The 25,186-nt window shown below is 61.2% G+C and carries 23 protein-coding genes and 1 pseudogene; 8 read left to right on the top strand and 16 right to left on the bottom strand.

The genetic code is table 11. From position 1 onward, the window contains the following. Position 1 precedes the first annotated feature (1 nt). Entirely contained in the window at positions 2-1,237 is a 1,236-nt protein-coding gene (locus BFP92_RS22410) for a 3-methyl-2-oxobutanoate dehydrogenase (2-methylpropanoyl-transferring) subunit alpha (RefSeq protein WP_017136256.1), read from the bottom strand. A gap of 195 nt (positions 1,238-1,432) precedes the next feature. On the opposite strand from BFP92_RS22410, the gene bkdR reads away from it, so the two are divergent. After that, the gene (gene bkdR / locus BFP92_RS22405) at positions 1,433-1,921 is read left to right on the top strand and encodes a Bkd operon transcriptional regulator BkdR (protein WP_056861361.1); all 489 of its coding nucleotides are present in this window, start codon (positions 1,433-1,435) and stop codon (positions 1,919-1,921) included. A gap of 57 nt (positions 1,922-1,978) precedes the next feature. Here bkdR and BFP92_RS22400 read toward each other — a convergent pair whose 3' ends face one another. Further along, the gene (locus tag BFP92_RS22400) at positions 1,979-2,842 is read right to left on the bottom strand and encodes an MBL fold metallo-hydrolase (protein ID WP_065931135.1); all 864 of its coding nucleotides are present in this window, start codon (positions 2,840-2,842) and stop codon (positions 1,979-1,981) included. 94 nt (positions 2,843-2,936) lie between these two features. Here BFP92_RS22400 and BFP92_RS22395 point away from each other — a divergent pair, with 94 nt between their 5' ends. The 5 genes from BFP92_RS22395 to BFP92_RS22375 all read left to right on the top strand — a co-directional run bounded on the left by BFP92_RS22395 (position 2,937) and on the right by BFP92_RS22375 (position 8,368). Beyond that, positions 2,937-3,272 (top strand): ArsR/SmtB family transcription factor, encoded by a 336-nt coding sequence (locus BFP92_RS22395; RefSeq protein WP_017136253.1) that lies wholly within the window; start codon positions 2,937-2,939, stop codon positions 3,270-3,272. A 51-nt stretch (positions 3,273-3,323) separates the two neighbouring features. Continuing rightward, positions 3,324-4,568 carry an NAD(P)/FAD-dependent oxidoreductase gene (locus tag BFP92_RS22390; protein WP_065931134.1) on the top strand — a complete coding sequence of 415 codons (1,245 nt, stop codon included), beginning with the start codon at positions 3,324-3,326 and terminating at the stop codon, positions 4,566-4,568. Continuing rightward, a complete protein-coding gene (locus tag BFP92_RS22385) occupies positions 4,569-5,375 on the top strand; it encodes a sulfite exporter TauE/SafE family protein (protein ID WP_065931133.1) in 807 nt (268 codons plus the stop codon). Positions 5,376-5,579: 204 nt separating this feature from the next. Then, positions 5,580-7,226 (top strand): MFS transporter, encoded by a 1,647-nt coding sequence (locus BFP92_RS22380; protein ID WP_065931132.1) that lies wholly within the window; start codon positions 5,580-5,582, stop codon positions 7,224-7,226. After that, a complete protein-coding gene (locus BFP92_RS22375; protein ID WP_065931131.1) occupies positions 7,223-8,368 on the top strand; it encodes an HlyD family secretion protein in 1,146 nt (381 codons plus the stop codon). The genes BFP92_RS22380 and BFP92_RS22375 overlap by 4 nt, the downstream gene beginning before the upstream one ends. Before the next feature lie 121 nt (positions 8,369-8,489). Here the strand turns inward: BFP92_RS22375 and BFP92_RS22370 are convergent, their stop codons facing one another. The 11 genes and pseudogenes from BFP92_RS22370 to BFP92_RS22325 all read right to left on the bottom strand — a co-directional run bounded on the left by BFP92_RS22370 (position 8,490) and on the right by BFP92_RS22325 (position 17,846). Further along, positions 8,490-9,347, bottom strand: coding sequence for an aldose 1-epimerase (locus tag BFP92_RS22370; protein WP_065931130.1), 858 nt, complete (start codon positions 9,345-9,347; stop codon positions 8,490-8,492). Continuing rightward, positions 9,347-10,627, bottom strand: a complete 1,281-nt coding sequence (locus tag BFP92_RS22365) for a TRAP transporter large permease (protein WP_065931129.1) — start codon at positions 10,625-10,627, stop codon at positions 9,347-9,349. The genes BFP92_RS22370 and BFP92_RS22365 overlap by 1 nt, the downstream gene beginning before the upstream one ends. Next, positions 10,627-11,154 carry a TRAP transporter small permease gene (locus BFP92_RS22360; protein WP_065931128.1) on the bottom strand — a complete coding sequence of 176 codons (528 nt, stop codon included), beginning with the start codon at positions 11,152-11,154 and terminating at the stop codon, positions 10,627-10,629. Before BFP92_RS22360 ends, BFP92_RS22365 begins: the two co-directional genes overlap by 1 nt. Before the next feature lie 64 nt (positions 11,155-11,218). Next, positions 11,219-12,181, bottom strand: a complete 963-nt coding sequence (locus BFP92_RS22355) for a TRAP transporter substrate-binding protein (RefSeq protein WP_065931127.1) — start codon at positions 12,179-12,181, stop codon at positions 11,219-11,221. Positions 12,182-12,232: 51 nt separating this feature from the next. Further along, complete coding sequence (locus BFP92_RS22350) at positions 12,233-13,108, bottom strand: SMP-30/gluconolactonase/LRE family protein (protein WP_065931126.1); 876 nt, start codon at positions 13,106-13,108, stop codon at positions 12,233-12,235. 30 nt (positions 13,109-13,138) lie between these two features. Then, positions 13,139-13,957, bottom strand: a complete 819-nt coding sequence (locus BFP92_RS22345) for an NAD-dependent epimerase/dehydratase family protein (RefSeq protein ID WP_065931125.1) — start codon at positions 13,955-13,957, stop codon at positions 13,139-13,141. Positions 13,958-14,129: 172 nt separating this feature from the next. Continuing rightward, positions 14,130-15,392 carry an OprD family porin gene (locus tag BFP92_RS22340; protein ID WP_065931124.1) on the bottom strand — a complete coding sequence of 421 codons (1,263 nt, stop codon included), beginning with the start codon at positions 15,390-15,392 and terminating at the stop codon, positions 14,130-14,132. Positions 15,393-15,576: 184 nt separating this feature from the next. After that, complete coding sequence (gene copD / locus BFP92_RS22335; protein WP_065931123.1) at positions 15,577-16,428, bottom strand: copper homeostasis membrane protein CopD; 852 nt, start codon at positions 16,426-16,428, stop codon at positions 15,577-15,579. 3 nt (positions 16,429-16,431) lie between these two features. Beyond that, positions 16,432-16,797 carry a copper homeostasis periplasmic binding protein CopC gene (gene copC, locus BFP92_RS22330; RefSeq protein ID WP_056861375.1) on the bottom strand — a complete coding sequence of 122 codons (366 nt, stop codon included), beginning with the start codon at positions 16,795-16,797 and terminating at the stop codon, positions 16,432-16,434. 20 nt (positions 16,798-16,817) lie between these two features. Then, positions 16,818-16,907, bottom strand: a pseudogene (locus BFP92_RS30670) (GNAT family N-acetyltransferase); the annotation flags it as partial. A 75-nt stretch (positions 16,908-16,982) separates the two neighbouring features. Further along, positions 16,983-17,846: a GGDEF domain-containing protein gene (locus BFP92_RS22325; protein ID WP_065931122.1), complete on the bottom strand. Its 864-nt coding sequence runs from the start codon at positions 17,844-17,846 to the stop codon at positions 16,983-16,985. A gap of 188 nt (positions 17,847-18,034) precedes the next feature. Here BFP92_RS22325 and BFP92_RS22320 point away from each other — a divergent pair, with 188 nt between their 5' ends. Then, positions 18,035-18,655, top strand: coding sequence for a TetR/AcrR family transcriptional regulator (locus tag BFP92_RS22320; RefSeq protein WP_065931121.1), 621 nt, complete (start codon positions 18,035-18,037; stop codon positions 18,653-18,655). Positions 18,656-18,767: 112 nt separating this feature from the next. Here the strand turns inward: BFP92_RS22320 and preA are convergent, their stop codons facing one another. From preA to hydA, 3 genes are all read right to left on the bottom strand, one after another. Beyond that, positions 18,768-20,042 (bottom strand): NAD-dependent dihydropyrimidine dehydrogenase subunit PreA, encoded by a 1,275-nt coding sequence (preA, locus tag BFP92_RS22315; protein ID WP_065931120.1) that lies wholly within the window; start codon positions 20,040-20,042, stop codon positions 18,768-18,770. Then, positions 20,042-21,409: an NAD(P)-dependent oxidoreductase gene (locus BFP92_RS22310; protein ID WP_065931188.1), complete on the bottom strand. Its 1,368-nt coding sequence runs from the start codon at positions 21,407-21,409 to the stop codon at positions 20,042-20,044. Before BFP92_RS22310 ends, preA begins: the two co-directional genes overlap by 1 nt. Before the next feature lie 164 nt (positions 21,410-21,573). Beyond that, positions 21,574-23,013 carry a dihydropyrimidinase gene (hydA, locus tag BFP92_RS22305; RefSeq protein ID WP_056861381.1) on the bottom strand — a complete coding sequence of 480 codons (1,440 nt, stop codon included), beginning with the start codon at positions 23,011-23,013 and terminating at the stop codon, positions 21,574-21,576. A gap of 592 nt (positions 23,014-23,605) precedes the next feature. On the opposite strand from hydA, the gene BFP92_RS22300 reads away from it, so the two are divergent. Then, entirely contained in the window at positions 23,606-25,093 is a 1,488-nt protein-coding gene (locus BFP92_RS22300; protein WP_065931119.1) for an NCS1 family nucleobase:cation symporter-1, read from the top strand. Positions 25,094-25,186 lie beyond the last annotated feature (93 nt).

The raw sequence follows: 25,186 nt of genomic DNA, 5'->3' as shown, positions 1-25,186 counted from the left end.
GTCAGACCCCCAACTCTTGACGCTGGCGCTTCAAGTGCTCCGGCATCTCTTTATAAACGTCTTCGAACATGGTCGCGGCGCTTGGAATCTGGCCGCCGGCCAGGGTGCCGTACTGTTCGGCTTCTTTCTGCGCCTTGACCACTTCGGCCTCAAGCTCGGCACTGACCGCCGTGTGCTCCTCTTCGGACCACTGGCCAATCTTGATCAGGTGCTGTTTGAGGCGCGCGATAGGGTCGCCGAGCGGGAAGTGGCTCCAGTCATCGGCCGGGCGGTATTTGGACGGATCGTCCGAGGTGGAGTGCGGGCCGGCGCGGTAGGTGACCCACTCGATCAGGGTTGGCCCAAGGTTACGGCGCGCCCGCTCGGCGGCCCAGGCAGACGCCGCATACACGGCGATGAAGTCGTTGCCGTCCACACGCAGGGAAGCGATGCCGCAACCCACGCCGCGTCCGGCGAAGGTCGTGGCTTCACCGCCGGCGATGGCCTGGAAGGTGGAGATGGCCCACTGGTTGTTGACCACGTTGAGAATCACCGGCGCGCGGTACACGTGGGCGAAGGTGAGGGCGGTGTGGAAGTCCGATTCGGCGGTGGCGCCGTCGCCGATCCAGGCCGAGGCAATCTTGGTGTCGCCCTTGATCGCCGAGGCCATGCCCCAGCCCACGCCTTGCACGAATTGAGTGGCGAGGTTGCCGGAAATGGTGAAGAAACCAGCGTCCTTGACCGAATACATGATCGGCAACTGACGGCCTTTGAGCGGGTCGCGCTCGTTGGACAGCAGTTGGCAGATCAGGTCCACCAGCGGCACTTCGCGGGCCATCAGGATGCTTTGCTGGCGGTAGGTGGGGAAGCACATGTCGTCAATGTTCAAGGCCAGGGCCTGGGCGCTGCCGATGGCTTCTTCGCCAAGGCTTTGCATGTAGAACGACATTTTCTTCTGACGCTGGGCGACCACCATGCGGTTGTCGAAGATGCGCGTCTTGAGCATGGCGCGCATGCCTTTGCGCATGATCTCGGCGGATACGCCTTCAGCCCACGGGCCGAGGGCCTGGCCCTGGTCATCGAGCACGCGGATCAGGCCCTTGGCGAGGTCGGCGGTGTCGGCGGGTTCTACGTCGATGGCGGGTTTGCGCACCGTACCTGCGTCAGTCAGGCGCAGGTAGGTAAAGTCGGTCTTGCAGCCTGGGCGGCCCGAGGGTTCGGGAACGTGCAGGCGCAATGGTGCATACGGCTGGTTCATGGCTTTCTACGCTCGATCTTGTGAATTTCTTGTAGTGGGCGCGCTAGCTGACAGTCAGTCTCCGGGTAGGAGAAATCTTGTCCTACAAACATCATAGGCGTGGCGTAGAAGAATATTTATCTGTGTTTCATTGCGCTCACGACCATTTGCGGATAAAAAAACTGCATAAACATAATAAACAGGTGATTTTGTCTCATGCGCAAACTGGACCGTACCGATATCGGCATTCTCAACGCCCTGCAGGAGAACGCCCGTATCACCAACGCCGACCTGGCCCGCTCGGTCAACCTGTCGCCCACGCCGTGCTTCAACCGGGTCAAGGCCATGGAGGAATTGGGGCTTATCCGTGATCAGGTCACCTTGCTGGACGCCGACCTGCTGGGGCTGCACGTGAATGTGTTCATCCACGTGAGCCTGGAAAAGCAGAACGAGCTGGCATTGCAGCAGTTCGAGGGCGCGATCTCGGACCGGCCGGAAGTGATGGAGTGTTACTTGATGGCGGGCGACCCGGATTATCTGATTCGGGTACTGGTGCCGACGATCCAGTCGCTGGAGCGTTTCATGATGGACTTTCTGACCAAGGTGCCGGGCGTGGCCAATATCCGCTCAAGCTTTGCGCTCAAGCAGGTGCGCTACAAGACCGCGCTGCCGTTGCCGGCCAATGGCATCAGCCTGGGCAACTGAATCACACCAACCCATGTGGGAGCAGGCAAGCCAGCTCCCACATGGAAGTCGGCGTTTTTACAGTTGGTTAAGGGGAATCTTCAGATACGTCACGCCGTTTTCCTCCGCCGGCGGCATATTCCCCGCCCGCACATTCACCTGAATCGCCGGCAGCAACAGCGTCGGCATTCCCAACCCGGCATCGCGCTGGGTGCGCATCTGCACAAACGCCGCTTCATCCACCCCGTCATGCACATGAATATTGCCCGCGCGCTGCTCGGCGACCGTGGTCAGGCACTTGGCCTCGCGGCCTTCAGGCGGGTAGTCATGGCACACGTACAGTTCCGTCTCCAATGGAAAGGCCAACAGCTTGCGCATCGACGCATACAACTGCCGCGCATCGCCGCCGGGGAAATCGCAACGCGCGGTACCCACATCCGGCATGAACAGCGTGTCGCCCACCAGGATCAAGCGACCGTCGATCAGGTACGCCATGTCGGCGGGAGTGTGGCCGGGCACGTGCAGCGCCTGGGCCTTCAAGTTACCGATATGAAAGATTTCATCCGGCGCAAACAGGTGATCGAACTGCGAGCCGTCGACGCGAAATTCCGGCTCCAGGTTGAACAGGCGCTTGAACACATCCTGCACCTTGCTGATGGATTGGCCGATGGCGATTTTGCCGCCGAGCGTGCGGCGCAGGTAAGGCGCAGCGGACAAGTGATCGGCATGCGCGTGGGTTTCCAGCAGCCACTGCACCTGCAAACCGTGCTCACGCACGAACGCGATGACTTTATCGGCCTGGGTGGTTTCAGTGCGTCCGGACGCGGCATCGTAATTGAGTACCGAATCGACGATGGCGCACGGGCCGCCCTCGTGTTCATAAATGACGTAGGTGAAGGTCGACGATGCCTCGTCCAGAAAGGCTTGAATCAACGCTGGCATGGCGGCGGTCCCCGGAAGCGAAAAAAGTGGTTACAATCAGTTTACGTTTACACATAATGTTTTGAGCTTAAGTGACGTAAAGGACCCAAGGCAAATGGAATCTACATTGAGTGAAGGCGAAGTCGCCCAGTTGCGCGCATCGGCGTCCAAGGCGTGTTCCTTGCTCAAGGCACTGGCCAATGAGGACCGCCTGTTGATCCTGTGCCAGTTGACCCAGGGCGAGCGCAATGTCGGCGAATTGGAAACCATGACCGGCGTGCGTCAGCCCACCCTGTCACAACAGTTGGGCATTTTGCGTGACGAAGGGTTGGTCGCCACCCGTCGGGAAGGTAAATACATTTTCTACGGGCTGGCCAGCCACGAAGTGATTCAAGTGATGAAGACCTTGTCCGGCTTGTACTGCGGCGCGGTCATAAAAAGCTGGGCGTGACGCCATACGGCAGCGACCCTTGTGTGCATTGACGATAAAAGGCAAAAGACCATGACCGAGCAACACTGTGGACCGACCATCAGTGGCGACATCGTAGTCATCGGCGGCGGCTCGGCGGGCATCGGCCTGCTGGCCAGCCTGCTCAAACGCGACCCGCAGCTGAACATCACCCTCATCGAACCTAACGACTACCACTGCTATCAGCCGGCCTGGACGCTGGTCGGTGGTGGCGCCTACGAGCTGAAAAAGACCCGACGGCCGTTGGCCGACGTACTGCCCAATGGCGTCGCCTGGGTGCAGGCCGCTGTCGCCGAGTTGCTGCCCGACGAGCAAACCCTGGTGCTCGACAACGGCCAGCGCGTGACCTGGAACAACCTGATCGTGTGCCCTGGCCTGCGGCTGGCCTGGGAAAAAATCGACGGCCTGGAACAGACCCTCGGCCAGAACGGCGTCACCTCCAACTACAGCTACGAACACGCGGCCTACACCTGGCAGTTGGTACAGCAGCTCAAGAGCGGCAAGGCGATTTTTACCCAGCCGGCCATGCCGATCAAATGCGCAGGCGCGCCGCAAAAAGCCATGTACCTGTCTTGCGATCACTGGCTCAAGCAGGGCAACCTGAAAAACATCGACGTCGAATTCAACCTGGCCGGTGCCGCGCTGTTTGGCGTCGCGACCTTTGTGCCGCCGTTGATGAAGTACGTGGAGAAATACAACGCTCGCCTGGCGTTCAATGCCAACCTGGTCAGGGTCGATGGCCCGGCGCGCAAAGCCTGGTTTGAAGTCAAAGACGCCGAAGGCAAGGCCACTGTCGAAGAAAAGTCCTTCGACCTGCTGCACGTGGTCCCGCCGCAAGTGGCCCCGGATTTTATCCGCCAGAGCCCATTGGCAGACCCTGCCGGTTGGTGCGAGGTGAACCCGCACAGCCTGCAGCACCTGCGCTACCCGCACATCTTCGGCCTCGGCGATGTGTGCGGCACCACCAACGCCAAGACCGCTGCCGCCGTGCGCAAGCAGATCGTGGTGGTGGCCGAAAACCTGCTGGCCCTGCGCAAACAGGCACCGCTGCCGCTCAAGTACGACGGCTATGGTTCCTGCCCGTTGACGGTGGAGAAGGGCAAGGTGGTGCTGGCCGAGTTCGGCTATGGCGGCAAGCTGCTGCCGACCTTCCCGCTGGACCCGACCCAGGCACGCCGCTCGATGTGGTTCCTCAAGGCCACGCTGCTGCCGTGGTTCTACTGGAACGGCATGCTCAAAGGCCGCGAGTGGCTGACCCGCCTGAGCAAGGTGGATTAAATGCTGCTGGCAAGTCTGTTGGGTTTATTGATGGGCCTGGTCATGGGCCTCACCGGCGCGGGCGGCGGCATTCTCGGAGTGCCGGCGTTGGTGCTGGGGCTGGGCTTGACCATGACCCAGGCCGCCCCGGTGTCGTTGCTCGCCGTGGGCGCAGCGGCGGCGGTCGGCGCCATTGACGGGTTGCGCCATGGCCTGGTGCGCTACCGCGCGGCCTTATTGATCGCGTTGCTGGGCGCGCTGTTTTCGCCGCTGGGCGTATTTATTGCCCACCAGTTACCCGAACACCTGCTGATGGGCCTGTTCAGCGCCTTGATGGTGCTGGTGGCCTGGCGCATGTTGCAACGCGAAAAGGTCGAGGCCGGGCCCAGCGACCATGGCGCCGCGTCCTGGGGCCAGAAAAACTGCATGCTCAACCAGCAGACCGGGCGCCTGGCCTGGACCGCCAAGTGCAGTGCCACGTTAGCGGCTTTGGGGGCCGTGACTGGCGCGGTGTCGGGCTTGCTCGGCGTGGGCGGTGGCTTCCTGATCGTGCCGGCGTTCAAGCAACTGACCGATGTGCAGATGCGCGGGATTGTCGCCACCTCGCTCATGGTGATCAGCCTGATTTCGCTGATCGGCGTGGCCGGGTCGATGCAGGCCGGTGTGAGCATTGAGCCGATGGGCTGGGTGTTTATCGGCGCGAGTATTGTCGGCATGCTGGCCGGTCGGCGCCTGTGTTCGATAATCCCCGCGCGCGCCTTGCAGGTGGGCTTTGCCAGCCTGTGTGTGGTGGTGGCTGCGGGGATGCTGGTCAAGGCTGCGCTCTGATCTCAAGGTCTAATGCATTCCAACTGTGGGAGCTGGCTTGCCTGCAATGGCGGTGTGACTGACCCACCGCCACAGCAAGCAATCCAGCTCCCACAGTTTTGACCGTGCCCGCACCAGACATGGCAAGATGAACGCCTCTCAGGTTTACTGGTCCCTGAGTTACGGATTTACCGACCTTGCACGTCGGCTCATCAAGGTCATGCGATGGATAAATACACCCCCCACACCTGGCAACCCCACGAGCGGCCGAGCTTGCCGGGCTCGCCGTCGACGCCGCTGCACCCTACGCACAAGCGCTGGCTGTTTGCGTTGGTCGGGATCCTGGTGGCAATTACCGGCGGGCTCGGCAACGCTCTGGTGATCGCCAACCTGCAATACCTGCAAGGCGCGCTGGGTGCCACCACCGCCGAAATGGCCTGGCTGCCGGCCGCCTATGTGATGACCAACGTGTGCATGAACCTGCTGCTGGTGAAGTTTCGTCAGCAGTTCGGCCTGCGGGCGTTTACCGAGGTGTTCCTGGTGCTGTATGCGTTGGTGACCTTCGGCCATTTGTTCGTCAATGACTTGAGTTCTGCGATTGCAGTACGGGCCGCTCACGGCATGGTTGGCGCGGCGCTGAGTTCGTTGGGGTTGTACTACATGATCCAGGCGTTCCCGGCCAAGTGGCGGCTCAAAGCCCTGGTGCTGGGCTTGGGCACCGCGCAGTTGGCGTTGCCGCTGGCGCGTTTGTTCTCCGAAGACTTGCTGCAAATTGCCGAATGGCGCGGGCTGTACCTGTTCGAACTGGGCATGGCGCTGATCTGCCTGGGCTGTGTGTTCATGCTCAAACTGCCGCCCGGCGACCGTTTCAAAACCTTTGAAAAACTCGACTTTCTCACCTTTGCCATCCTCGCCAGCGGCGTGGCGTTGCTCTGTGCGGTGCTGTCGTTGGGGCGTATCGACTGGTGGCTGGAAGCGCCCTGGATCGGCGTGGCCTCGGCCTGTTCGCTGGTGCTGATCATGGCCGGCCTGGCCATCGAACATAACCGCGCCAACCCCATGCTGATGACGCGCTGGCTCGGCAGCGGGGCGATGATTCGCCTGGCGCTGGCGGTGGTGCTGATTCGCATGGTGCTGTCCGAGCAGTCCACCGGCGCGGTGGGCTTTATGCAGATGCTGAACATGAGCTACCAGCAGATGCACACCCTCTACGTGGTGATGCTGGCCGGGGCGATTGCCGGGCTGGTGGTCAGCGCGCTGACGATCAACCCGGCGCACCTGCTGATGCCGTTGATCATCTCCCTGGCGCTGATGGCCACAGGCTCGGTGATGGACAGTTTCTCCAGCAATCTCACCCGCCCGCAAAACCTGTATATCAGCCAGTTCCTGCTAGGCTTTGGCGGCACCTTCTTCCTGGGACCGACCATGGTGCTGGGCACTAAAAACGTACTGACCAACCCGCGCAACCTGGTGAGTTTCTCGGTGATGTTCGGCATCTGCCAGAACCTCGGCGGCCTGATTGGTGCGGCGTTGCTGGGCACGTTCCAGATCGTGCGGGAGAAATACCACTCCAGCATGATCGTCGAACACCTGACCTTGCTCGACCCACGCGTGGCGGCGCGGGTACAGGGCGGCGGCTCGGCCTACGGCGGCGTGATTGCCGACCCGGAACTGCGCAACCTCATGGGCATTCGCAGCCTGGCCACGGCGGCCACGCGCGAGGCGAATGTGATGGCCTACAACGATGTGTTCATGTTGATCGCGATCATCGCAATCCTCACCATGCTCTGGATCTTCACCCGCAGCCTGTGGCTGATGAGTACCACCAAAGCAGCAGCCCCTCCCGTTCAACCCAGCGGCGTTACTTCATGACCGAAACCACCACCACTACCACCAACGCCATCGCCTCCACCCCGGAAGGCACGCCACCACCGGGCTCCAGCGTAACGGAGCCGCGCTCGTTGCGGGTGCGCATCGTCTCGTCGTTGGGCTTTGCCGCGATTGCCATCGTCGGTGTGTTGATCGTGCTGTATGCCTGGCAATTGCCGCCCTTCAGCAGCGCGGTGGAAACCACCGAGAACGCCCTGGTGCGCGGCCAGGTGACGATTATCGGCCCGCAACTGAGCGGCTATGTGTATGAAGTGCCGGTGCAGGACTTCCAGTACGTCAAGGCCGGCGACCTGCTGGTGCGCCTGGATGACCGCATCTACAAGCAGCGGCTCGACCAGGCGCTGGCACAATTGGCGGTGCAGAAAGCCTCCTTGGCCAATGTGGTGCAGCAGCGCAACAGCGCCGAAGCCACCATCAAACTGCGCCAGGCCGCGCTGGTGGACAGCCAGGCCCAGGCGCGCAAAAGCACCGCCGACTTGCGCCGCAATGAAGAACTGATCAGCGATGGTTCGGTGTCCAAGCGCGAGCTGGACGTGACCCGCGCCGCAAACGCGCAGACCATCGCAGCGGTGGCGCAGGCCCAGGCCAACCTGGAAATCGCCCGGCAAGATTTGCAAACCGTGATCGTCAATCGCGGCTCCCTGGAAGCGGCGGTGGCCAGTGCCGATGCGGCCGTGGAGCTGGCGCGTATCGACCTGTCCAACACCCGCATCATTGCACCGCGTGACGGCCAGCTGGGGCAGATCGGCGTGCGCCTGGGCGCGTACGTCAACTCCGGCGCGCAGTTGATGGCGCTGGTGCCGCCGCAGTTGTGGGTGATCGCCAACATGAAAGAAACCCAGATGGACAATGTGCAGGTCGGCCAGCCGGTGACGTTCACCGTGGACGCGCTCAACCACCGCAAGTTTCACGGCACGGTGCAGCATATTTCCCCGGCGACCGGCTCGGAGTTCAGCCTGTTGCAGGCGGATAACGCCACCGGCAACTTTGTAAAGATCGCCCAGCGGGTGCCGGTGCGGATTACGGTGGACCCGGATCAGGCCGAGAGCGAGCGCCTGCGGCCGGGGTTGTCGGTGGTGGTGAGTATCGACACGGCAGGCCGCCTGAAAAACAGTCCGCCTTGACACCACGCCGATCAAAAATGTGGGAGCTGGCTTGCCTACGATAGCGGTTTATCAGGTCCAGGTGTGCAGGCTGACACACCGCCATCGCGGGCGAGCCCGGCTCCCACAGGTTTTTTTGGGGTTATAAAGGTTGGTATTTCAGGGTGAAATTGAGGTGAGTTGACTGGCCTTTTTCCAGCAGCTTCAGCCCCGGCCGCCCGGGCAGGTGATGCGCATTCACCGGATGACTCACCGGCTCGATGCAAAAGAACCCCAACCCCGGCGGGCAGAACAGCAGGAAGTAATCGGCGCCGCTCGCCTGGCACTCCAGTGCATAGCCCAGCTCCGGCTGTTCGATGCGACAACGCCCATCCCACTGGCAAAACCCATTGTCCACCAGGGCGTGCGGCAGCCCTTTGAGCTGAGTGAAATCCCATTCGGCAGGCACCGGCGCCAACCCGGTCGGCAGCTTGGACGCATCACTCATCCACACCTGATCCGCCTTGGCCTGCAACCGCGTGCCCGGCCTGCGCGGCAGATACGGATGCAACCCCAGGCCGTGCCACGCGGCTTTTTCGGCCAGATGCGTTACGCGCAACTGGATACTCAGCTCGCCGCCGCTCAAGCGCAACCGCTGCTCGGCGCGGTAGGCAAACGGCGTCTCACACACCACCTCCAGCACCACTTCATCCGCCGTCTGGCGCACCACCTGCCACACCTGTTGCCAGGCCGAACCGTGAATCGGCAGCGGGTCGAGCGGGCTGTTGGGCGTGAGTGCCAGCCAGCCGCCCGGGTTATCGAAACCACCTTGGGCAACCCGGTTGGACCACGGCGCCAGCGGGTAACACGCCAGCTTGCCCGGCAGCCCGGTGTTCAGCGCAGCTTCGTCGCTAGGGCGTAACAGCGGCTGGCCGGTGGCGCGCACCGTCCAGTTGACGAGGCTGCCACCCACGTCCGGGGCGAGGGTGAGCTGAGTCAGGTTGTCTTCAAGTTCAATCATCAGAGCACCAGATGCGGCAACCAAAGTGACAGCGCGGGAATGTACGTCACCGCCATCAACACCAGAAACAGTACCGCATAAAACGGCAGCAGCGCCGCCACGGTTTTCTCGATACTGACCTTGCCCACCGCCGCGCCCACAAACAGCACTGCGCCCACTGGCGGCGTGATCAGGCCGATGCCGAGGTTCACCAGCATGATCATGCCGAAGTGCACCGGGTCGACGCCGATACCCAGCACCACCGGCAGCAAAATCGGGGTGAGGATCAAAATCAGCGGCGCCATGTCCATCACCGTGCCGAGCATCAGCAGCATGACGTTGATGCACATCAGGATCACGTAGCGGTTGTCCGACAGGGTCAGGAACAGCGTGGTGATTTTTGCCGGGATCTGCATCAGGGTCATGATGTAGCCGAAGCTCGCCGCGAAGGCGATCAGGATCATCACAATGGAAATGGTGCGCACCGTACGGTGCATCAGCTTGGGCAGCTCGCGCCATTTGTAGTCGCGGTAGATGAACATGGTCACGAAAAATGCCCAGAGCACGGCAATCGCGGCCGACTCGGTGGCAGTGAAAATACCCGAGAGGATGCCGCCGAGAATGATCACCATGGCCATCAGGCCCCAGAGTGCATCGGCGGCGATCTTCAGCGCCTGCTTCAAGGGGATGACGTCACCTTTGGGGTAATTGCGCTTTTTCGCGAAGATCAGGCACAGCACCATCAGGCACGCGCTCATCAACAACCCAGGCACCACGCCGGCCATGAACAACGAGGCGATCGAGACCGTGCCGCCGGCCGCCAGGGAGTAGAGCACCGAGTTATGGCTGGGCGGCGTCAGCAAGGCCTGCACCGAACCGCTTACCGTGACGGCGGTGGAGAACTCACGCGGGTAGCCTCGGCGTTCCATTTCCGGGATCAACACCGAACCGACCGATGCGGTATCGGCCACCGACGAGCCGGAAATCGCGCCAAAAAACGTCGACGCCACGATGTTCACCAACGACAGGCCACCGCGCACAAACCCCACCAGCACCCCGGCAAACGCCACCAGGCGGCGCGACATGCCGCCCTCGGCCATGATCGCCCCGGCCAGCACAAAGAACGGAATCGCCATCAGCGAAAACTTGTTCACCCCGCCCGCCACCTGAATCATCAGGGCCTGGAACGGGATGTCGATCCACCACGCGCCGATCAGCGCCGATAGCCCGAGGGCGTAGGCCACCGGCATGCCGATCAGGATCAAGGCGATAAAACTGCCCAGCAGCATCAATGCGTCCATCAGGCAGCCCCTTCGTTTTCTTCAACCAGGTCGAAGCGCACCACACGGCGCTGGCTCTGGTCACCGAGCAAGAGTTTTTCCAGCACGAACACCAGCGTCAGCAGCCCGCCAATCGGGATCGGCATATAGGTGATGCCCACGCGCAGGGTGGGGATCGCGCTCATGAACTGGTTCCAGGTGGACAGGCACAGCTTGCTGCCCCAGACGGCCATGAACAGGCAGATGGTGGCCATCAGCAGTTGCGTGATTACGCCGACGATTTGCCGTTGGCGCGGTGGCAGGCGGTCGGTGACCACGGCCACTGACATATGCGCGCCGGCACGGTAACTGGCCGCCGCGCCGACAAAAGTGAACACCAGCATCAGCAGAATGGCGGTGGGCTCCGGCCAGCTTGCGCCGGTGCCGAGGATGTAGCGGGCGAAGATGCCCCAGGGAATGATCAGCGCGACCCCGAGCACCGAGAGGCCGGCGACCCAGATGCAGGTCATGTAAATGCGGTCGTTGATGCGCAACACTAAATTCTTCATGGCGTTCACCGTAACCGGGCGCGTCGATGCGGACCGCGCCGGGCCTGACTAGAGGGAAGGGTGATTACTCGACCGCGTCGATGCGCTTGATGATGTCGGCGTAAGCCGCACCGTATTTGGCGCGAACCGCTGCGGTGGCGTCATAGAAGGGTTTTTTGTCGACGGTGATGAACTCGACGCCAGCCTTCTTGAGCTTTTCCTCGCTGCTGGCTGACTTGGCGTCCCACAGCGCGCGCTCGTCAGCCTGGGCGACCTTGGCGGCTTTTTTCACCAGGTCTTGCTGGGCAGGCGTGAGTTTGTTCCAGGTGATTTTCGACATCACGATGGGTTCGGGCAGGATCAGGTGCTCGGTGAGGGTGTAGAACTTGGCATTCTGAAAGTGGTTGTGCTCCAGCATCGTCGGCGGGTTGTTTTCTGCGCCGTCGATGACGCCGGTCTGCAAGGCGCTGAAGATTTCGCCGGTGTCCATGGCAATGCCGTTGGCGCCCATCGCGTTGAAGGCTTCGATGAAGATCGGGTTGCCCTGAACGCGAATTTTCATGCCCTTGAGGTCTTCGATCTTGCGCACCGGCTTTTTGGTGTAGAGGTTGCGGGTGCCGCCGTCCATCCAGGCCAGGGCCACCAGGCCGAACTCGGAGTCGGTGATCTTGGCGAGGATTTCATCGCCGATTTCGCCGTCGATGATTTTGCGCATATGCGCCTGGTCGCGGAACACGAACGGCAAGTTGAACACGTTCACGTCCGGCACCACCGGCCCGACGATGCCGAGGCTGACGCGGGTCATCTGCACCGCGCCGACCTGGGCCTGTTCGACCACTTCTTTTTCGGAGCCCAGCACACCGCCCGGGAAGTATTTGAAGGTCAGTTCGCCGTTGCTGGCTTTGGTCAGGGCCTTGCCCATGTTCTCTTCGGCAACGACAGTGGGGTAGCCGGCGGGGTGGATGTCGGCGAATTTGATTTCCAGCGCATGGGCGGCGGTGCTGAGGGTAAAGAATGCAGCGGCGAGCAAGGTGCGTTTGAAGTCCATGGGGTGTCACTCCTGTCTTATTGTTGTTGTATTCAAGGCACAGCGATGCAGCTAGAGGGTGAACGTGGGCTCCGGCAATCCGCTGACGCCGGGGTTGAGGGCAAACACGCCGCCGGCGACCGACTGCTCACTGTGGTCATCACGGATCGAGGTGACGAACAAGGTGTCCAGCCGGCTGCCGCCGAAGGCGCACATAGTGGGTTTTTTGACCGGCACGCTGAGGGAGCGGTCCAGGCGGCCATCCGGGGTAAAGCGGTGAATCAGCCCGGCGTCGTTGGCGCAGATCCAGTAGCAGCCGTCAGCGTCGACCGCCGCGCCATCGGGGCGCCCGAGGAATTGATGCATGTCGACAAATACCCGGCGGTTGGACGGCGTGCCGGTGTCGATGTCGTAATCGAAAGCCCAGATTTGCTGCACCAGCGGGTGTGAGTCCGAGGCGTACATCGTGCGGCCGTCCGGGCTGAAGGCCAGGCCGTTGAGGGTGATGAACCCGTTCAGTTGTGCATGGGGCGCGGCGCCTGACGCATAGCGGTAAAGGGTGCCTTCGGCCGCATTCAAGCCCATGTTCAGCACCATGCTGCCGGCCCAGAAGCGGCCCTGGCGATCACAGCGGCCATCGTTGAGGCGCATGTCAGTGCGCGGGTGCTCGATGCTCGCCACAGGCGTGGTGTCGAGGCTGCCGTCGTGATGCGGGGTGAGTTGGAAAAACCCGCTTTCCATGCCTGCGAGCCAATTGCCCGCGTCGGTGCGGGCAATACAGGCAAGCATCTGCGGGGCTTTCCAGACGGCGACTTGGCCGGTGGCGGCGTTCCAGCGTTGCAGGCCGCCGTTGGGGATGTCCACCCAGTACAGCGCGTTTTCCTGCGGCACCCACACCGGGCATTCGCCCACGGCATTGCGGGCATCGACGATCAGTTCAGCGGTCATGGCAACTCATTCCCTTGGGTTGATGTGCGTTCAGTCACCGAACGGCCCCGCCGCGCAGAACGCGCCGCCCTGGTAGATCGCGGCGGGGTCGTCGGCGGCCACTGGCGGCTGGGCTTCCACCTTGGCGCGGAACACTTCGGAGCTGTCCTTGGGCGCAAAACCCAGGTGCGCGGCGTAGCGGTTGTCCCACCAGGTATCGAGGTTATCCGACATGCCGTAGACCACGGTGTGGCCGACATTCGGCGTGTACAGCGCGCGCTCGAGCAGTTGGGTCAGGTCATCGAAACTCAGCCAGGTGTGCATCATCCGGCGGTTCTGGGGTTCCGGGAACGAGGAGCCGATGCGGATGCTCACGGTCTCGATGCCGTAGCGGTCGAAGTAGAAGCTGGCCATGTCTTCGCCGTAGGATTTGGACAAGCCGTAGTAGCTGTCGGGGCGACGTGGGGAGTGGGCGTCGATGTGTTCGTCCTGCTTGTAAAAGCCGATCACATGGTTGGAGCTGGCGAAGATCACGCGTTTAACCCCATGGCGGCGTGCGGCCTCGTAGATATGGAAAATGCCGCTGATGTTGGCGCCGAGCACCTCTTCGAAAGAGCGCTCCACCGACACACCGCCGAAATGCAGGATGGCATCGACGCCTTCCACCAACTGGTGCACGGCGTGTTTGTCGGCCAGGTCACAGGGTTGCACTTCTTCGAACTCGCCGGCCGACGGGGCCATGTTGGCGATGTCCGACAGGCGCAATACCTGGGCATAAGGGCGCATGCGTTCGCGCAGGACTTTGCCCAGGCCGCCGGCAGCGCCGGTAAGCAGCAGGCGGTTGAAGGGAGCAGGCGTGGTGGTGGTCATGGGAATTCCATTGTTGTTGTAGGTTGTCGTATGACTATGTGGAAATAGTGTTAGGGATTCCCGAGGTTGTCAACATTCTTGCAGGCAAGTCAGATCAAATGTGGGAGCGAGCAAGTCGAATCGTCGCACCGCCGCTCCCACCGTGGATCTTCTTCTGCTTATGGATCCAGCCCTAGAGCAACGAGATCGGATAGCTGATAAAGATCCGATTTTCATCAAACTCGTTGTTGCTGAAATCCCGACGCATGGTCGAGTTGCGCCAGCGCACATTCAAATCCTTCAGTGTGCCGCTCTGCACCGTGTAGGCCAGTTCCGACTCGCGGCCCCATTCCTTGCCATCGGTGATGGCCCCGGTGTGCACGTTATTGCCGCTGATGTAGCGGTTCATCATGGTCAGCCCCGGAATGCCGAGCACCACGAAGTTGAAGTCATGGCGTATCTGCCAGGATTTTTCCTTGGCATTGTCGTAGCTGGCGTTGTAGCTGTCGTTGGCCAGGGTGCCGCCGCTGGTGCCGTTGACCCGCATCCACACGCTGTCGCCGGTGAGTTTTTGCAGGCCCACATAGAAGGCGTTGCCTTTGTATTTGGCCGAGAGCAGGGCGGAATAGGTTTTGTTGTCGAGGTTGCCGGCCAGGGCGCTGCCGTCTTCCTTGCCATTGAAGAACCCGAGGTTGGCGCCAAAGGTCCAGTCGCCGACCGGCTGGCTGTGGGTCAGGTTCAGGTACTGCTGCTGGTAGATGTCGGTGAGTTCGGCGTACCACACGCCGACCTGGGTGCGTTTGTCGTTGAAGGCGTATTCGCCGCCGCCGAAGTTGAAACGGTCGGAGGTGAACGCCGCTTTGCCGTTCATGAACATGTCTTCCATGCTCGCGTCGTTGCGCGGGCTGTTGCCGCGAAACTGGCCGCCGTAGAGGGTCAGCCCGGCGATTTCATTGGAGGTGACCTGGCCGCCACGAAAGGTTTGCGGCAAGGAGCGGCCGTCGTCCGAGCGCAGGATCGGCAGCACCGGCATCCATTCGCCGACCTTCAGTTCGGTTTTGGACAGCCGGGTTTTCAGCGCTACGCCCAGGCGTCCGAAATTGTCGGCAGGGCGGCCGTCGCTATGGATCGGCAATAGCTGGGTGCCCCCCGTGCCTTTACCGCCGTCGAGCTTCTGCGAATACAGGCCCAGCACGTCAATCCCGAAGCCCACGGTGCCTTGGGTAAAGCCGGATTTGGCGTCGAGAATGAAGTTCTGCGTCCATTCCTCGGCCTTGGCCTGCGGGTACGTGGGGTTGGTGAAGTTGCGATTGAAGTAGGCGTTGCGCAGGTTGAGCGTGGCTTTGGCGTCGTCGAGAAAACCCTCGGCCTGGGCACAGAGGGGCAGGGCGAGTGCCAGGCTGCTGAAACTGATAAGACCGAGACGCGAGGAGGAATTGCGGGCGAATTGAGGCACAGTGAAGCTCCCTTTCGTGTTGTTGTTTTTATTATTTGTTATACGTTGTCGTACAACATTGCGAGGGATATTTGCGGGGTTTTCGGGGTCTGTCAAGCAGAAGTTATACGATGACTAGGTCTGTACCGGTCAAAAGTGAGCACGGGCCATGTGGGAGCGAGTTCGACTTGAGCTTTGCGTGGGTTTAGCCAGCCATCACCATCGGTGGCAAGGTACCCAGCAGGGACACCGCGGCGACTGCTGAAATACCCAGCACCCATTCGAGCATCACACTGGCCTTCAAACTGCCCACTCGCTCCTCACAACGCTCGATACGCAACCGGTTCAACAGCGCCAGCGCCAACATACCCAGCACCAGCAGCACCTTGATCAACAGAATCAGCGCAAACCCGTTAAACAGCGGCGTGGGCCACAGCTGCCCGGTCAGCACCCGAACATTGATCAAGCCCGTCACCAGCAAACCGGCAACCAGGCCATAACCCACACCGCTGAAACGCTTGAGGATCGGCTCCAGCCCAGGCTTTGGCGACAGCCGCAGGATCAGCACCAGGAGCAACAACCCGCCCAGCCAGGCGCCGACGCACACCAGGTGCACCACTTGATTGAGGATCAGCAATTGCCCGCTCAGCCCATTGAGCATCGCGCCATGGCCGACCGGGGCCAAGGTCGCCAACAGCAGTGCGGTCAACGGCAGGCGCAAGGCCGGCCAGGGTTTGATCAACGCCACTACCAGCAGCAGGTTCAGCAACAAGTGCCAGACCCACACCTGGCCGAAAAAGGTTTTGCCCAGCACCAACTGCACCGTGGCCGGTTGCAGCGCCGCGTCCCAACTGCCCGCCATGCTGGCCGTGATCAACAGCAACCAGGCCACGCCGGAGAGCAACCCCAGCCAGGCCAGCGCACGGGTGATGCGCAGCAGTTGCCGGTCCAGTGCCGGTTGCGCGCCGAGCAGCCAGGGCCTGAAGGCACAGGCCCCGAACATCAACAGCACGACGATGAAATGCACGAAGCGGCACAGCACCAGCAGGGTTGCCATCGGTTATTGGCCGACCTTGAAGCTGTATTCACCGTTGCTCTTATGGGTGTCGACCGAGACGGCGTTCCACACCACCTTGTAGTTGCCGGCCGCCAGCGGCGCGGCGGGTGTGACCACCAGGGTTTTCTTGTCGGCGTCCGGGGTTTCCAGGCCTTTGATGGCGACTTCGGTGCCGTCTTTGCTCAGGGACACTTTGGTGAAGGTGGCTTCTACGCCTTCGCTGAAGGTCAGGCGCAGGTCGGCGGGCGCGGCAACCGTGCTGTCGGCCGCCGGTGTCGAGCTTTTGAGGTGGGCGTGGGCAAATGCCGCAGACGCACCCAACAGGGACGCGAGCAGGGTGACGGTGGTCAGGGCTTTCTTGATCAACATTGTTCAGTACCTTCAAGTGAGGGGAGGAAGTTATGGGTGGCCCGCACCGAGCGCTCCCACAGTGCTCCCAGCACCGGGTCGCCGGCGGCCGCGCGAGGTCGAATAGTCATTGCAATGATCCTTCAAGTGGACCGCGATCCTAACCAATCCGTTTTTGGCGGGAAAGGTTCGCGTAGGAAGTTTCATCACTCGGCGGCCAGCCGCAGCCTTTTTATCCGGTACATATCGCTGTCTGCGTGGCTGAGCAGGGTATCGGCGTCTGCGCCGTCGGCCGGGTAAAACGCCACGCCCACACTGCACGACGGCATCTTGACCGGGCCAAACTCAGCGCCCAGCGGCTCGGCCATGGCCGCGAGAATTTGCGCCACTTTGCTGCTAACCGCTTCGTGTGACTGCACATCGGTCAGCAACACCGTGAATTCATCACCGCCCATGCGCGCCACCAGATCGCTTTCTCGCACGCAGCGTTCCAGCCGCCGTGCAATCACGCAGAGCACGCGGTCGCCCACGGCGTGGCCATGCACATCGTTGATGCCCTTGAAGTCATTGACGTCCAGAAACAGCAACGCCAGCCGGGTGTTATCACGCCGTGCGGTGTGCAGGGCCGACGCCAGGCCATCGTTGAACAACGAGCGGTTGGTGAGGGCCGTCAATGGGTCATGGTGGGCGAGGAAGCGCAGTTCCTCCTCGGCCTGGGTGAGCGCCGTCACGTCCCGCGCCACGCCGATGCGCGCGCCGACTTCTTCGGACCAGAAGGCTGCCCACAGGATGTGCACCACGCTGCCATCCTTGCGCAGATAGCGGTTGCGAAAGTCCACATGGGGCCGGCCATTCATGACTCGCACAATCGAGGCCCGCGTGCGCGCCAGGTCTTCAGGGTGCATGTAGTCGGTAATGGGCGTGCCGGTCAGTTCATCGGCGCGGTAGCCGAGCAGGGCTTCGCAGGCATCGCTGACAAACACGATCAGGTTGTCACTGTCGACCACGAAGACCGTGTCCAGCATCAGGTGGATCAATTTCGGGTAGAGGGCGTGCAGGTCAACGGCCATAGGTCTGGGGTGTCCGGTTCAGATGCGCCGATCATAGCCCGATCACGCAGGCTGACGCCTTGGAATACTGCGGGCTTTACGGCGCTGGTGCTGATCTGGCGATCAACGGCGTGTAGCCTAATGAAGCGGTTCATGATGTGATGCTTGAAAATGAATTGTATTTAAAAGTGACTGGGGCTCCACCATCCATGGGCAATCACAAGATCGGCATCCGGCGCAGCAACGTCGAGAAAATCCTGTTGGCGGCGGAGAAAGTCTTCGCCGAGAAGGGCTACGGCAGCACCGCCATGGCCGACATTGCCGAAGAAGTGCAACTGCCGCGCTCCAACCTGCATTACTACTTCAGCACCAAAAGCGAACTGTACAGCGCCGTGCTGTTCGACCTGCTGGACCTGTGGAAGCAGGATGCGTTGAGCTTTGAAACTTTCGATGACCCGCGCGTGGTGCTCAGCAGTTATATCCGCGCCAAGATGCAGCGCTCACGTACGCGGCCCTATGGTTCGAAAGTCTGGGCGAATGAAATCATCCACGGCGCGCCGACACTCGGTGAGGCGCTGGATGAAAGCCTGTACGACTGGGCCAAGATGAAGGAGGCGAAAATTCGTCAGTGGGTGGAAGACAAACGCATCCTGCCGGTGGAGCCGTCAAGCCTGCTGTATATGATTTGGGCCTCGACCCAGCACTATGCGGATTTTGATCATCAGGTGAAGATCTTGAATGATCACCAGCCATTGTCGGACAGGCAGTTCGAGAAGGCGATTCAGACGGTCACCAGTGTGATTTTGCGTGGGATTGGCTTGGAGCCTTGATGATCGTTCCCACGCTCTGCGTGGGAATGCAGCCAGGGACGCTCCGCGTCCCAAGCGCGGACGCAGAGCGTCCCGGGAGGCATTCCCACGCGGAGCGTGGGAACGATCTGGGCTACACAGCTTCGCGATAGGGGTTACGCGGATCCTGCGTCCAGTTCAAAAACGGCTTGCCCGTTTCCATCGGCACCATCTCGATGCAATCGGCCACCGGGCAGGTGATCTGGCACAAATTGCAGCCGACGCACTCATCATCGATCACCTCGTATTTATGCGTGCCGTCCGCCTGTTTCAAGCTGGCAATCGCCTGATGTGACGTATCCTCACAGGCAATATGGCAACGCCCACAGCCGATACACGCCTGCTGGTCGATCTTGGCAATCACCTGATAGTTGATGTCCAGGTACTTCCAGTCCGTAGTATTGCCCACCGCCCGCCCGGAAAATTCCTGCAGGCTGGCGTAGCCCTGGCTGTCCATCCACCGCGAGAGCCCGTCTTTCATCTCTTCCACAATCCGAAACCCATGCAGCATCGCCGCCGTGCACACCTGCACCGCGCCGCAGCCCAGAGCAACAAACTCCGCTGCATCACGCCAATTGCCGATGCCGCCGATGCCGCAGATCGGCAGCCCTTGGGTCTGCGGGTCGCGGGCGATTTCGGCGACCATGTTCAACGCAATCGGCTTGACCGCCGAGCCGCAATAACCGCCATGGGTACTTTGCGTGCCGACCACCGGCAGGGCGACCATGCGCTCCAGGTCCACACTGGTGATGGAGTTGATGGTGTTGATCAACGACACCGCATCCGCACCGCCGCGATACGCTGCGCGCGCCGCCACGCGGATGTCGGTGATGTTCGGCGTAAGCTTGACGATCACCGGCAGCGAGCAGTAGGTCTTGCACCAGCGCGTCACCTGTTCCACGTACTCCGGCACCTGGCCGACCGCTGCGCCCATGCCGCGCTCGGGCATGCCGTGGGGGCAGCCGAAGTTCAGCTCGATGCCATCGCAGCCGGTGGCCTCCACCAACGGCAGGATGTTTTTCCAGGATTCTTCAACACACGGCACCATCAGCGACACGATCAGGGCGCGGTCGGGCCAATCCTTTTTCACCTGGGTGATTTCCTTGAGATTGATCGCCAGGGAGCGGTCGGTGATCAGTTCGATATTGTTGATACCCAGTACTTCACGGTTGGCACCGTAGTGCGCTGAATAACGTGACGAGACGTTGACCGCCGCCGGGTCTTCCCCGAGGGTTTTCCACACCACGCCGCCCCAGCCGGCTTCAAAGGCGCGCACCACGTTGTAGGCCTTGTCGGTGGGCGGCGCGGAGGCCAGCCAGAACGGGTTGGGGGCTTTGATACCGGCAAATACAATCGAGAGATCGGCCATTACGCAGCCTCCACGTTCAGCATGAGTTGGGCGTGCATGGCCTCGGCGGCCAGCTTGCCATGTTGCACCGCCTGCACGGTGAGGTCCTGGCCGAGGCTGACGCAATCGCCGCCGGCATAGATGCCCGGGATGCTGGTTTGCAGCTGTTCGTCGACGAAGATACGCTCGCCCACCCGGTGCAGTTGCTGGGCCAGCGGATCATGTAGCGCCTCGTTGTCAAAACCCTGGCCGATGGCTTTGAAGATTGCGTCGCAGGCCAGTTCAAAGGCTTCGCCAGTGGGGTGCAGGCGACCGTTTTCCATGCACGTGCGCAAAAAACGCATGCCGCGCACACGGCCTTGATCATCCAGCAACACTTCATCCGGTTGAGCCCAGGTCAGCAGCCGCACCTGATTGGCCTTGGCGATCTCTTGTTCATGGTGAGTGGCGCCCATATCGGCCAGGCCACGGCGGTACACCAGGTTCACATCGCGGGCGCCGAGGCGAGCCATTTGCACGGCCATGTCGATGGCGGTATTGCCGGCACCGAGCACGATGCAGCGGTCGGCCAAGGGCAGTTGGCTGAGGTCATCGGCCTGGCGCAGTTCGCGGATATAGTCGGTGGCGGCGAGCAGGCCGGGCGCGTCTTCATGGGGCAAGCCCAGTTGTTTGCTGGCGGCGAGGCCCAAGCCCAAAAATACCGAATCGAATTGCTGGTGCAATTCGCTCAGCGTCAGGTTGCCACCCAGGCGCTGGCCATGGCGGATCTCGATGCCGCCGATCTGCAACAGGAAAGCCAGCTCCTTCTGGGCAAAATCATCCACCAGCTTGTACTTGGCGATCCCGTATTCATTCAGGCCGCCGGCTTTTTCCCGGGCTTCGAAAATCACCACGTCATGGCCATGCAGGGCGGCGCGGTGGGCGCAGGCCAGGCCCGCAGGCCCGGCGCCGACCACGGCGATGCGTTTGCCCGTGGGTGCCGCGCGCTGGAACGGGTGTTCGCTGAACTGCGCGTTGTCGATGGCGTAGCGCTGCAACAGGCCGATCAGCACCGGCGCGCATTCTTCGGCGTTATTACGTACGCAGGCTTGCTGGCACAGAATCTCGGTGGGGCACACACGAGCGCAGCTGCCGCCGAGGATATTGGCCGAGAGGATTTTCTGCGCGGCGCCTTGCACGTTCTCGGTGTGAATATTGCGGATGAACGATGGGATATCGATTTCGCTGGGGCACGCATTCACGCACGGCGCGTCGTAGCAATACAGGCAGCGCGAGGCTTCCAGTTGGGCCTGGCGGGCGTTGAGAGGCGGCGCCAGGTCGGTGAAGTGGCTGGCGAGAGTGGGTCCATCTTCATGGGGATGGGGGAGGTGGGTCAGGGTCTGGATCACGGTATTGGCCTCACGGTTGTTGAGGTGCTGCCTCTGATGGGCGATCGTTCCCACGCTCTGCGTGGGAATGCCTCACTGGACGCTCTGCGTCCGCTTTTGGGGCGCAGAGCGCCCCTGACTGCATTCCCACGCAGAGCGTGGGAACGATCATGTGCGCTGTATGTTCAGCGCTTTACGGCAGTGGGCCTGGAATGCTCGGCCCGCTTGCTCAACTGCTCAAACACCGCCGGATACGCCGGCCGTTCCACATACCGCCCGGCACCGCGCTCGGCGCGTAAATCCCCATCGGCCCACACCAGCTTGCCCTGGCTGATGGTGTGGCTCGGCACGCCGCGCACGGTCTTGCCTTCGAAGATGTTGAAGTCGACCTTCTGATGGTGGGTCTTGGCCGAAATCGTGCGCGTGCCCTCGGGATCCCACAGCACCAGGTCTGCATCGGCACCCACGCGGATCGCGCCTTTGCGCGGGTAGAGATTGAAGATCTTCGCGGTGTTGGTCGACGTCAGCGCAACAAATTCCTGCATCGACAAACGCCCGGTGTTCACGCCCTCGTGCCACAGCAGCGCCATACGGTCTTCGATGCCGGCGGTGCCGTTGGGGATCTTGCTGAAGTCGTCGCGGCCGGCGGCTTTTTGCTCGGCGCAGAAGCAGCAGTGGTCGGTGGCGGTGGTGTGCAGGTTGCCGGACTGCAAGCCGTGCCAGAGTGCCTCCTGATGCCCACGCGGGCGGAACGGCGGGCTCATCACGTAGCCTGCGGCGGTTTGCCAGTCGGGGTGCTGGTACACGCTGTCATCCAGCAGCAGGTGCCCGGCCAGCACTTCGCCGTAGACCGGTTGGCCTTTGCCACGGGCGTAGGTGATTTCATCCAGTGCTTCCTGGGTTGATACGTGCACCAGGTACAACGGCGTGCCGATGGTCTCGGCGATGCGAATGGCGCGGCTGGCTGCTTCGCCTTCCACTTGGGACGGACGCGACAGCGGATGCGCTTCCGGCCCGGTAATGCCCTGGGCCATCAGCTTGCGTTGCAGGTGATACACCAGCTCGCCGTTCTCTGCGTGCACCGTCGGCACCGCGCCCAGTTCCAGGCAGCGTTCGAAGCTGGCGACCAGGGTGTCGTCCGCCGCCATGATCGCGTTCTTGTAGGCCATGAAGTGCTTGAAGCTGTTGATGCCATGGTGGCTGACCAGCTCGGCCATCTCCTCGCGCACCTGCTCGCTCCACCAGGTGATCGCCACATGAAAACCGTAGTCGGAGGCGGATTTTTCCGCCCAGCCGCGCCACTGGTGAAACGCCTCCATCAGCGATTGCTGCGGGTTGGGAATCACAAAGTCGATGATCGAGGTGGTGCCGCCTGCCAGACCCGCCGCCGTGCCACTGAAAAAGTCTTCACTGGCCACGGTGCCCATGAAGGGCAGTTGCATATGCGTATGCGGGTCGATGCCGCCGGGCATCAAGTATTGGCCACTGCCATCGAGTGTTTCAGTGCCGGCGGGAACGTCCAGATTCGTGCCAATAGCGCGAATGAGACCGTCTGCGCATAACACATCGGCGCGGTAACTTTCATCATGGGTAATAACGGTGGCGCCACGGATCAACAGCGACATGTCGAGTTCCTCACAGGCTTGACCGGCTTGTGCCAGTTCTAAGTGTTGTAATGCTGCTTGCCGATGGCCGGTTTAATCCTGTCATCGGTGACAGGAATAGAAACTAGCCCGAGTTTTTCGAATGAGCAAGAAGATTTTTCTTAAGCTTATATCGATTTTAACTGCATGATTTTAAAAGTAAAAAACTATAAATCACCAAAATGTAGCGCCCCTTCACCATTTTGACGCACTTGACAGGTTCTTAAATTGAGCAACATTTCTTATTGCAAATCAGACGCTTGAGACATGCCGCTTGACGGCATGGGTAAATAAAAATAATTGTGTTGCACCAGATTGAGTCCTGACAGTTCGGGCAACTTTCGCGTTATTTAGCCTGAGTAAGGCGACACGTACCGTAGGCACAATCTGAAAGCTGATTAACATCAGTGAGTTATATAAGCGGTGTGGGTTAAGGTGCGGTTGTCGGCACGGTTATTGAGTGCAGTGGCGGCTGGCCGAGCCCGTGATGTCATGTTGTTTACGAGGTACTCCGGCCATCCGGCGCCACGCGCTGGATGAGCAACAATAATTTTAAAAAAACCGTGGAGCGGCCATGCAACAGAACAGATCGCAAGTCATTGAACGCAACGGCCTGTATGAACTCGACGCCGGCCCCGACGTCCTCGACAGCCCGCGCTACAACCACGACATGGCACCGACCAAGGTGCATGAACGCACCTGGAACAAGTGGCACATCACTGCGCTGTGGGTCGGTATGTCGATTTGCGTGCCGACCTACACCCTGGGCGGCGTGCTCACCGCCTATTTCGGGCTGTCGGTGGGCGAGGCGCTGATGGCAATTTTGCTGGCCAATATCGTGGTGCTGGTCCCGCTGACCCTTAACGCCTTCCCGGGCACCAAGTACGGCATTCCGTTTCCGGTGCTGTTGCGCTCGTCCTTCGGCATCCTCGGCTCCAACGTGCCGTGCCTGATTCGGGCGCTGGTGGCCTGTGGCTGGTTTGGCATCCAGACGATGTTCGGCGGGCTGGCGATTCACCTGTTCCTGGGTTCGATTTTCGAAGGTTGGAAGTCCCTCGGCGGCACCGGTGAAGTGATCGGTTTCATGATTTTCTGGACCTTGAACCTGTGGGTGGTGCTGCGTGGCGCCGAGTCGATCAAGCGCCTGGAAACCCTGTCGGCGCCTTTGCTGGTGGCGGTGGGGATTGGCTTGCTGGTGTGGGCAATGCCCAATGTGTCCCTCAGCGAGTTGATGGCAATCCCACCCAAGCGCCCCGAAGGCGCAAGCCTTACCGGTTACTTTATGGCCGGGCTGACGGCCATGGTGGGCTTCTGGGCCACCTTGTCGCTGAATATTCCCGACTTCAGCCGCTACGCCAAAAGCCAGAAGGACCAGATTCTCGGGCAGATTTTCGGCCTGCCGTTGACCATGTTCCTGTTCGCCGCCCTCGGCGTGATCATGACCGCCGCATCGGTGAAGCTGGTGGGTGTGAGTGTTTCCGACCCGGTCACCTTGATCGGGCATATCCAGAGCCCGGTGTGGGTCGCCATCGCCATGGCGCTGATCATCATCGCCACCTTGTCCACCAACACCGCCGCGAACATCGTCTCGCCCACCAACGACTTCCAGAACATCGCGCCCAAGCTGATCAACCGCACCACGGCGGTGATCCTCACCGGCCTGGTCGGGCTGGCATTGATGGCCCACGAACTGCTGAAAAAGCTTGGGTTGATCGTCTCGGATGTGAGCCTGGAAACCGTGTATTCCAACTGGTTGCTGGGCTACTCCAGCCTGCTCGGCCCGATTGCCGGGATCATGGTGGTGGACTATTTCATCACGCGCAAACAGCAGCTGGACCTGGCCGGTTTGTACCGCGACGACGTGTACCCGGCATGGAACTGGAGCGGCTTTGTGGCCTTCGGCGTGCCGGTGGTGCTGACCTTGCTGTCGCTGGGCAGTGATGCGTTCAGCTGGTTTTACAGCTACGGCTGGTTCACCGGCTCGGCGTTGGGTGGGTTGTTGTATTACGGCTTGAATGCCAAGCGCCGAGCTCTGCCGCTGGCGGTAAAAACACCGCTGTAAAAGGTTGGAATCCAATCAAATGTGGGAGCGGGCTTGCTCGCGAATGCGTCGTGTCAGGCGACATGTGCGGCGACTGATAACCGCATTCGCGAG

The sequence above is a fragment of the Pseudomonas sp. 58 R 3 genome (assembly GCF_900006605.1).
GTDB classification, from domain to species: domain Bacteria; phylum Pseudomonadota; class Gammaproteobacteria; order Pseudomonadales; family Pseudomonadaceae; genus Aquipseudomonas; species Aquipseudomonas salomonii.
The sequence above is the reverse complement of the archived record's forward strand: the minus strand, read 5'-3'. Positions and strand labels throughout refer to the sequence as shown.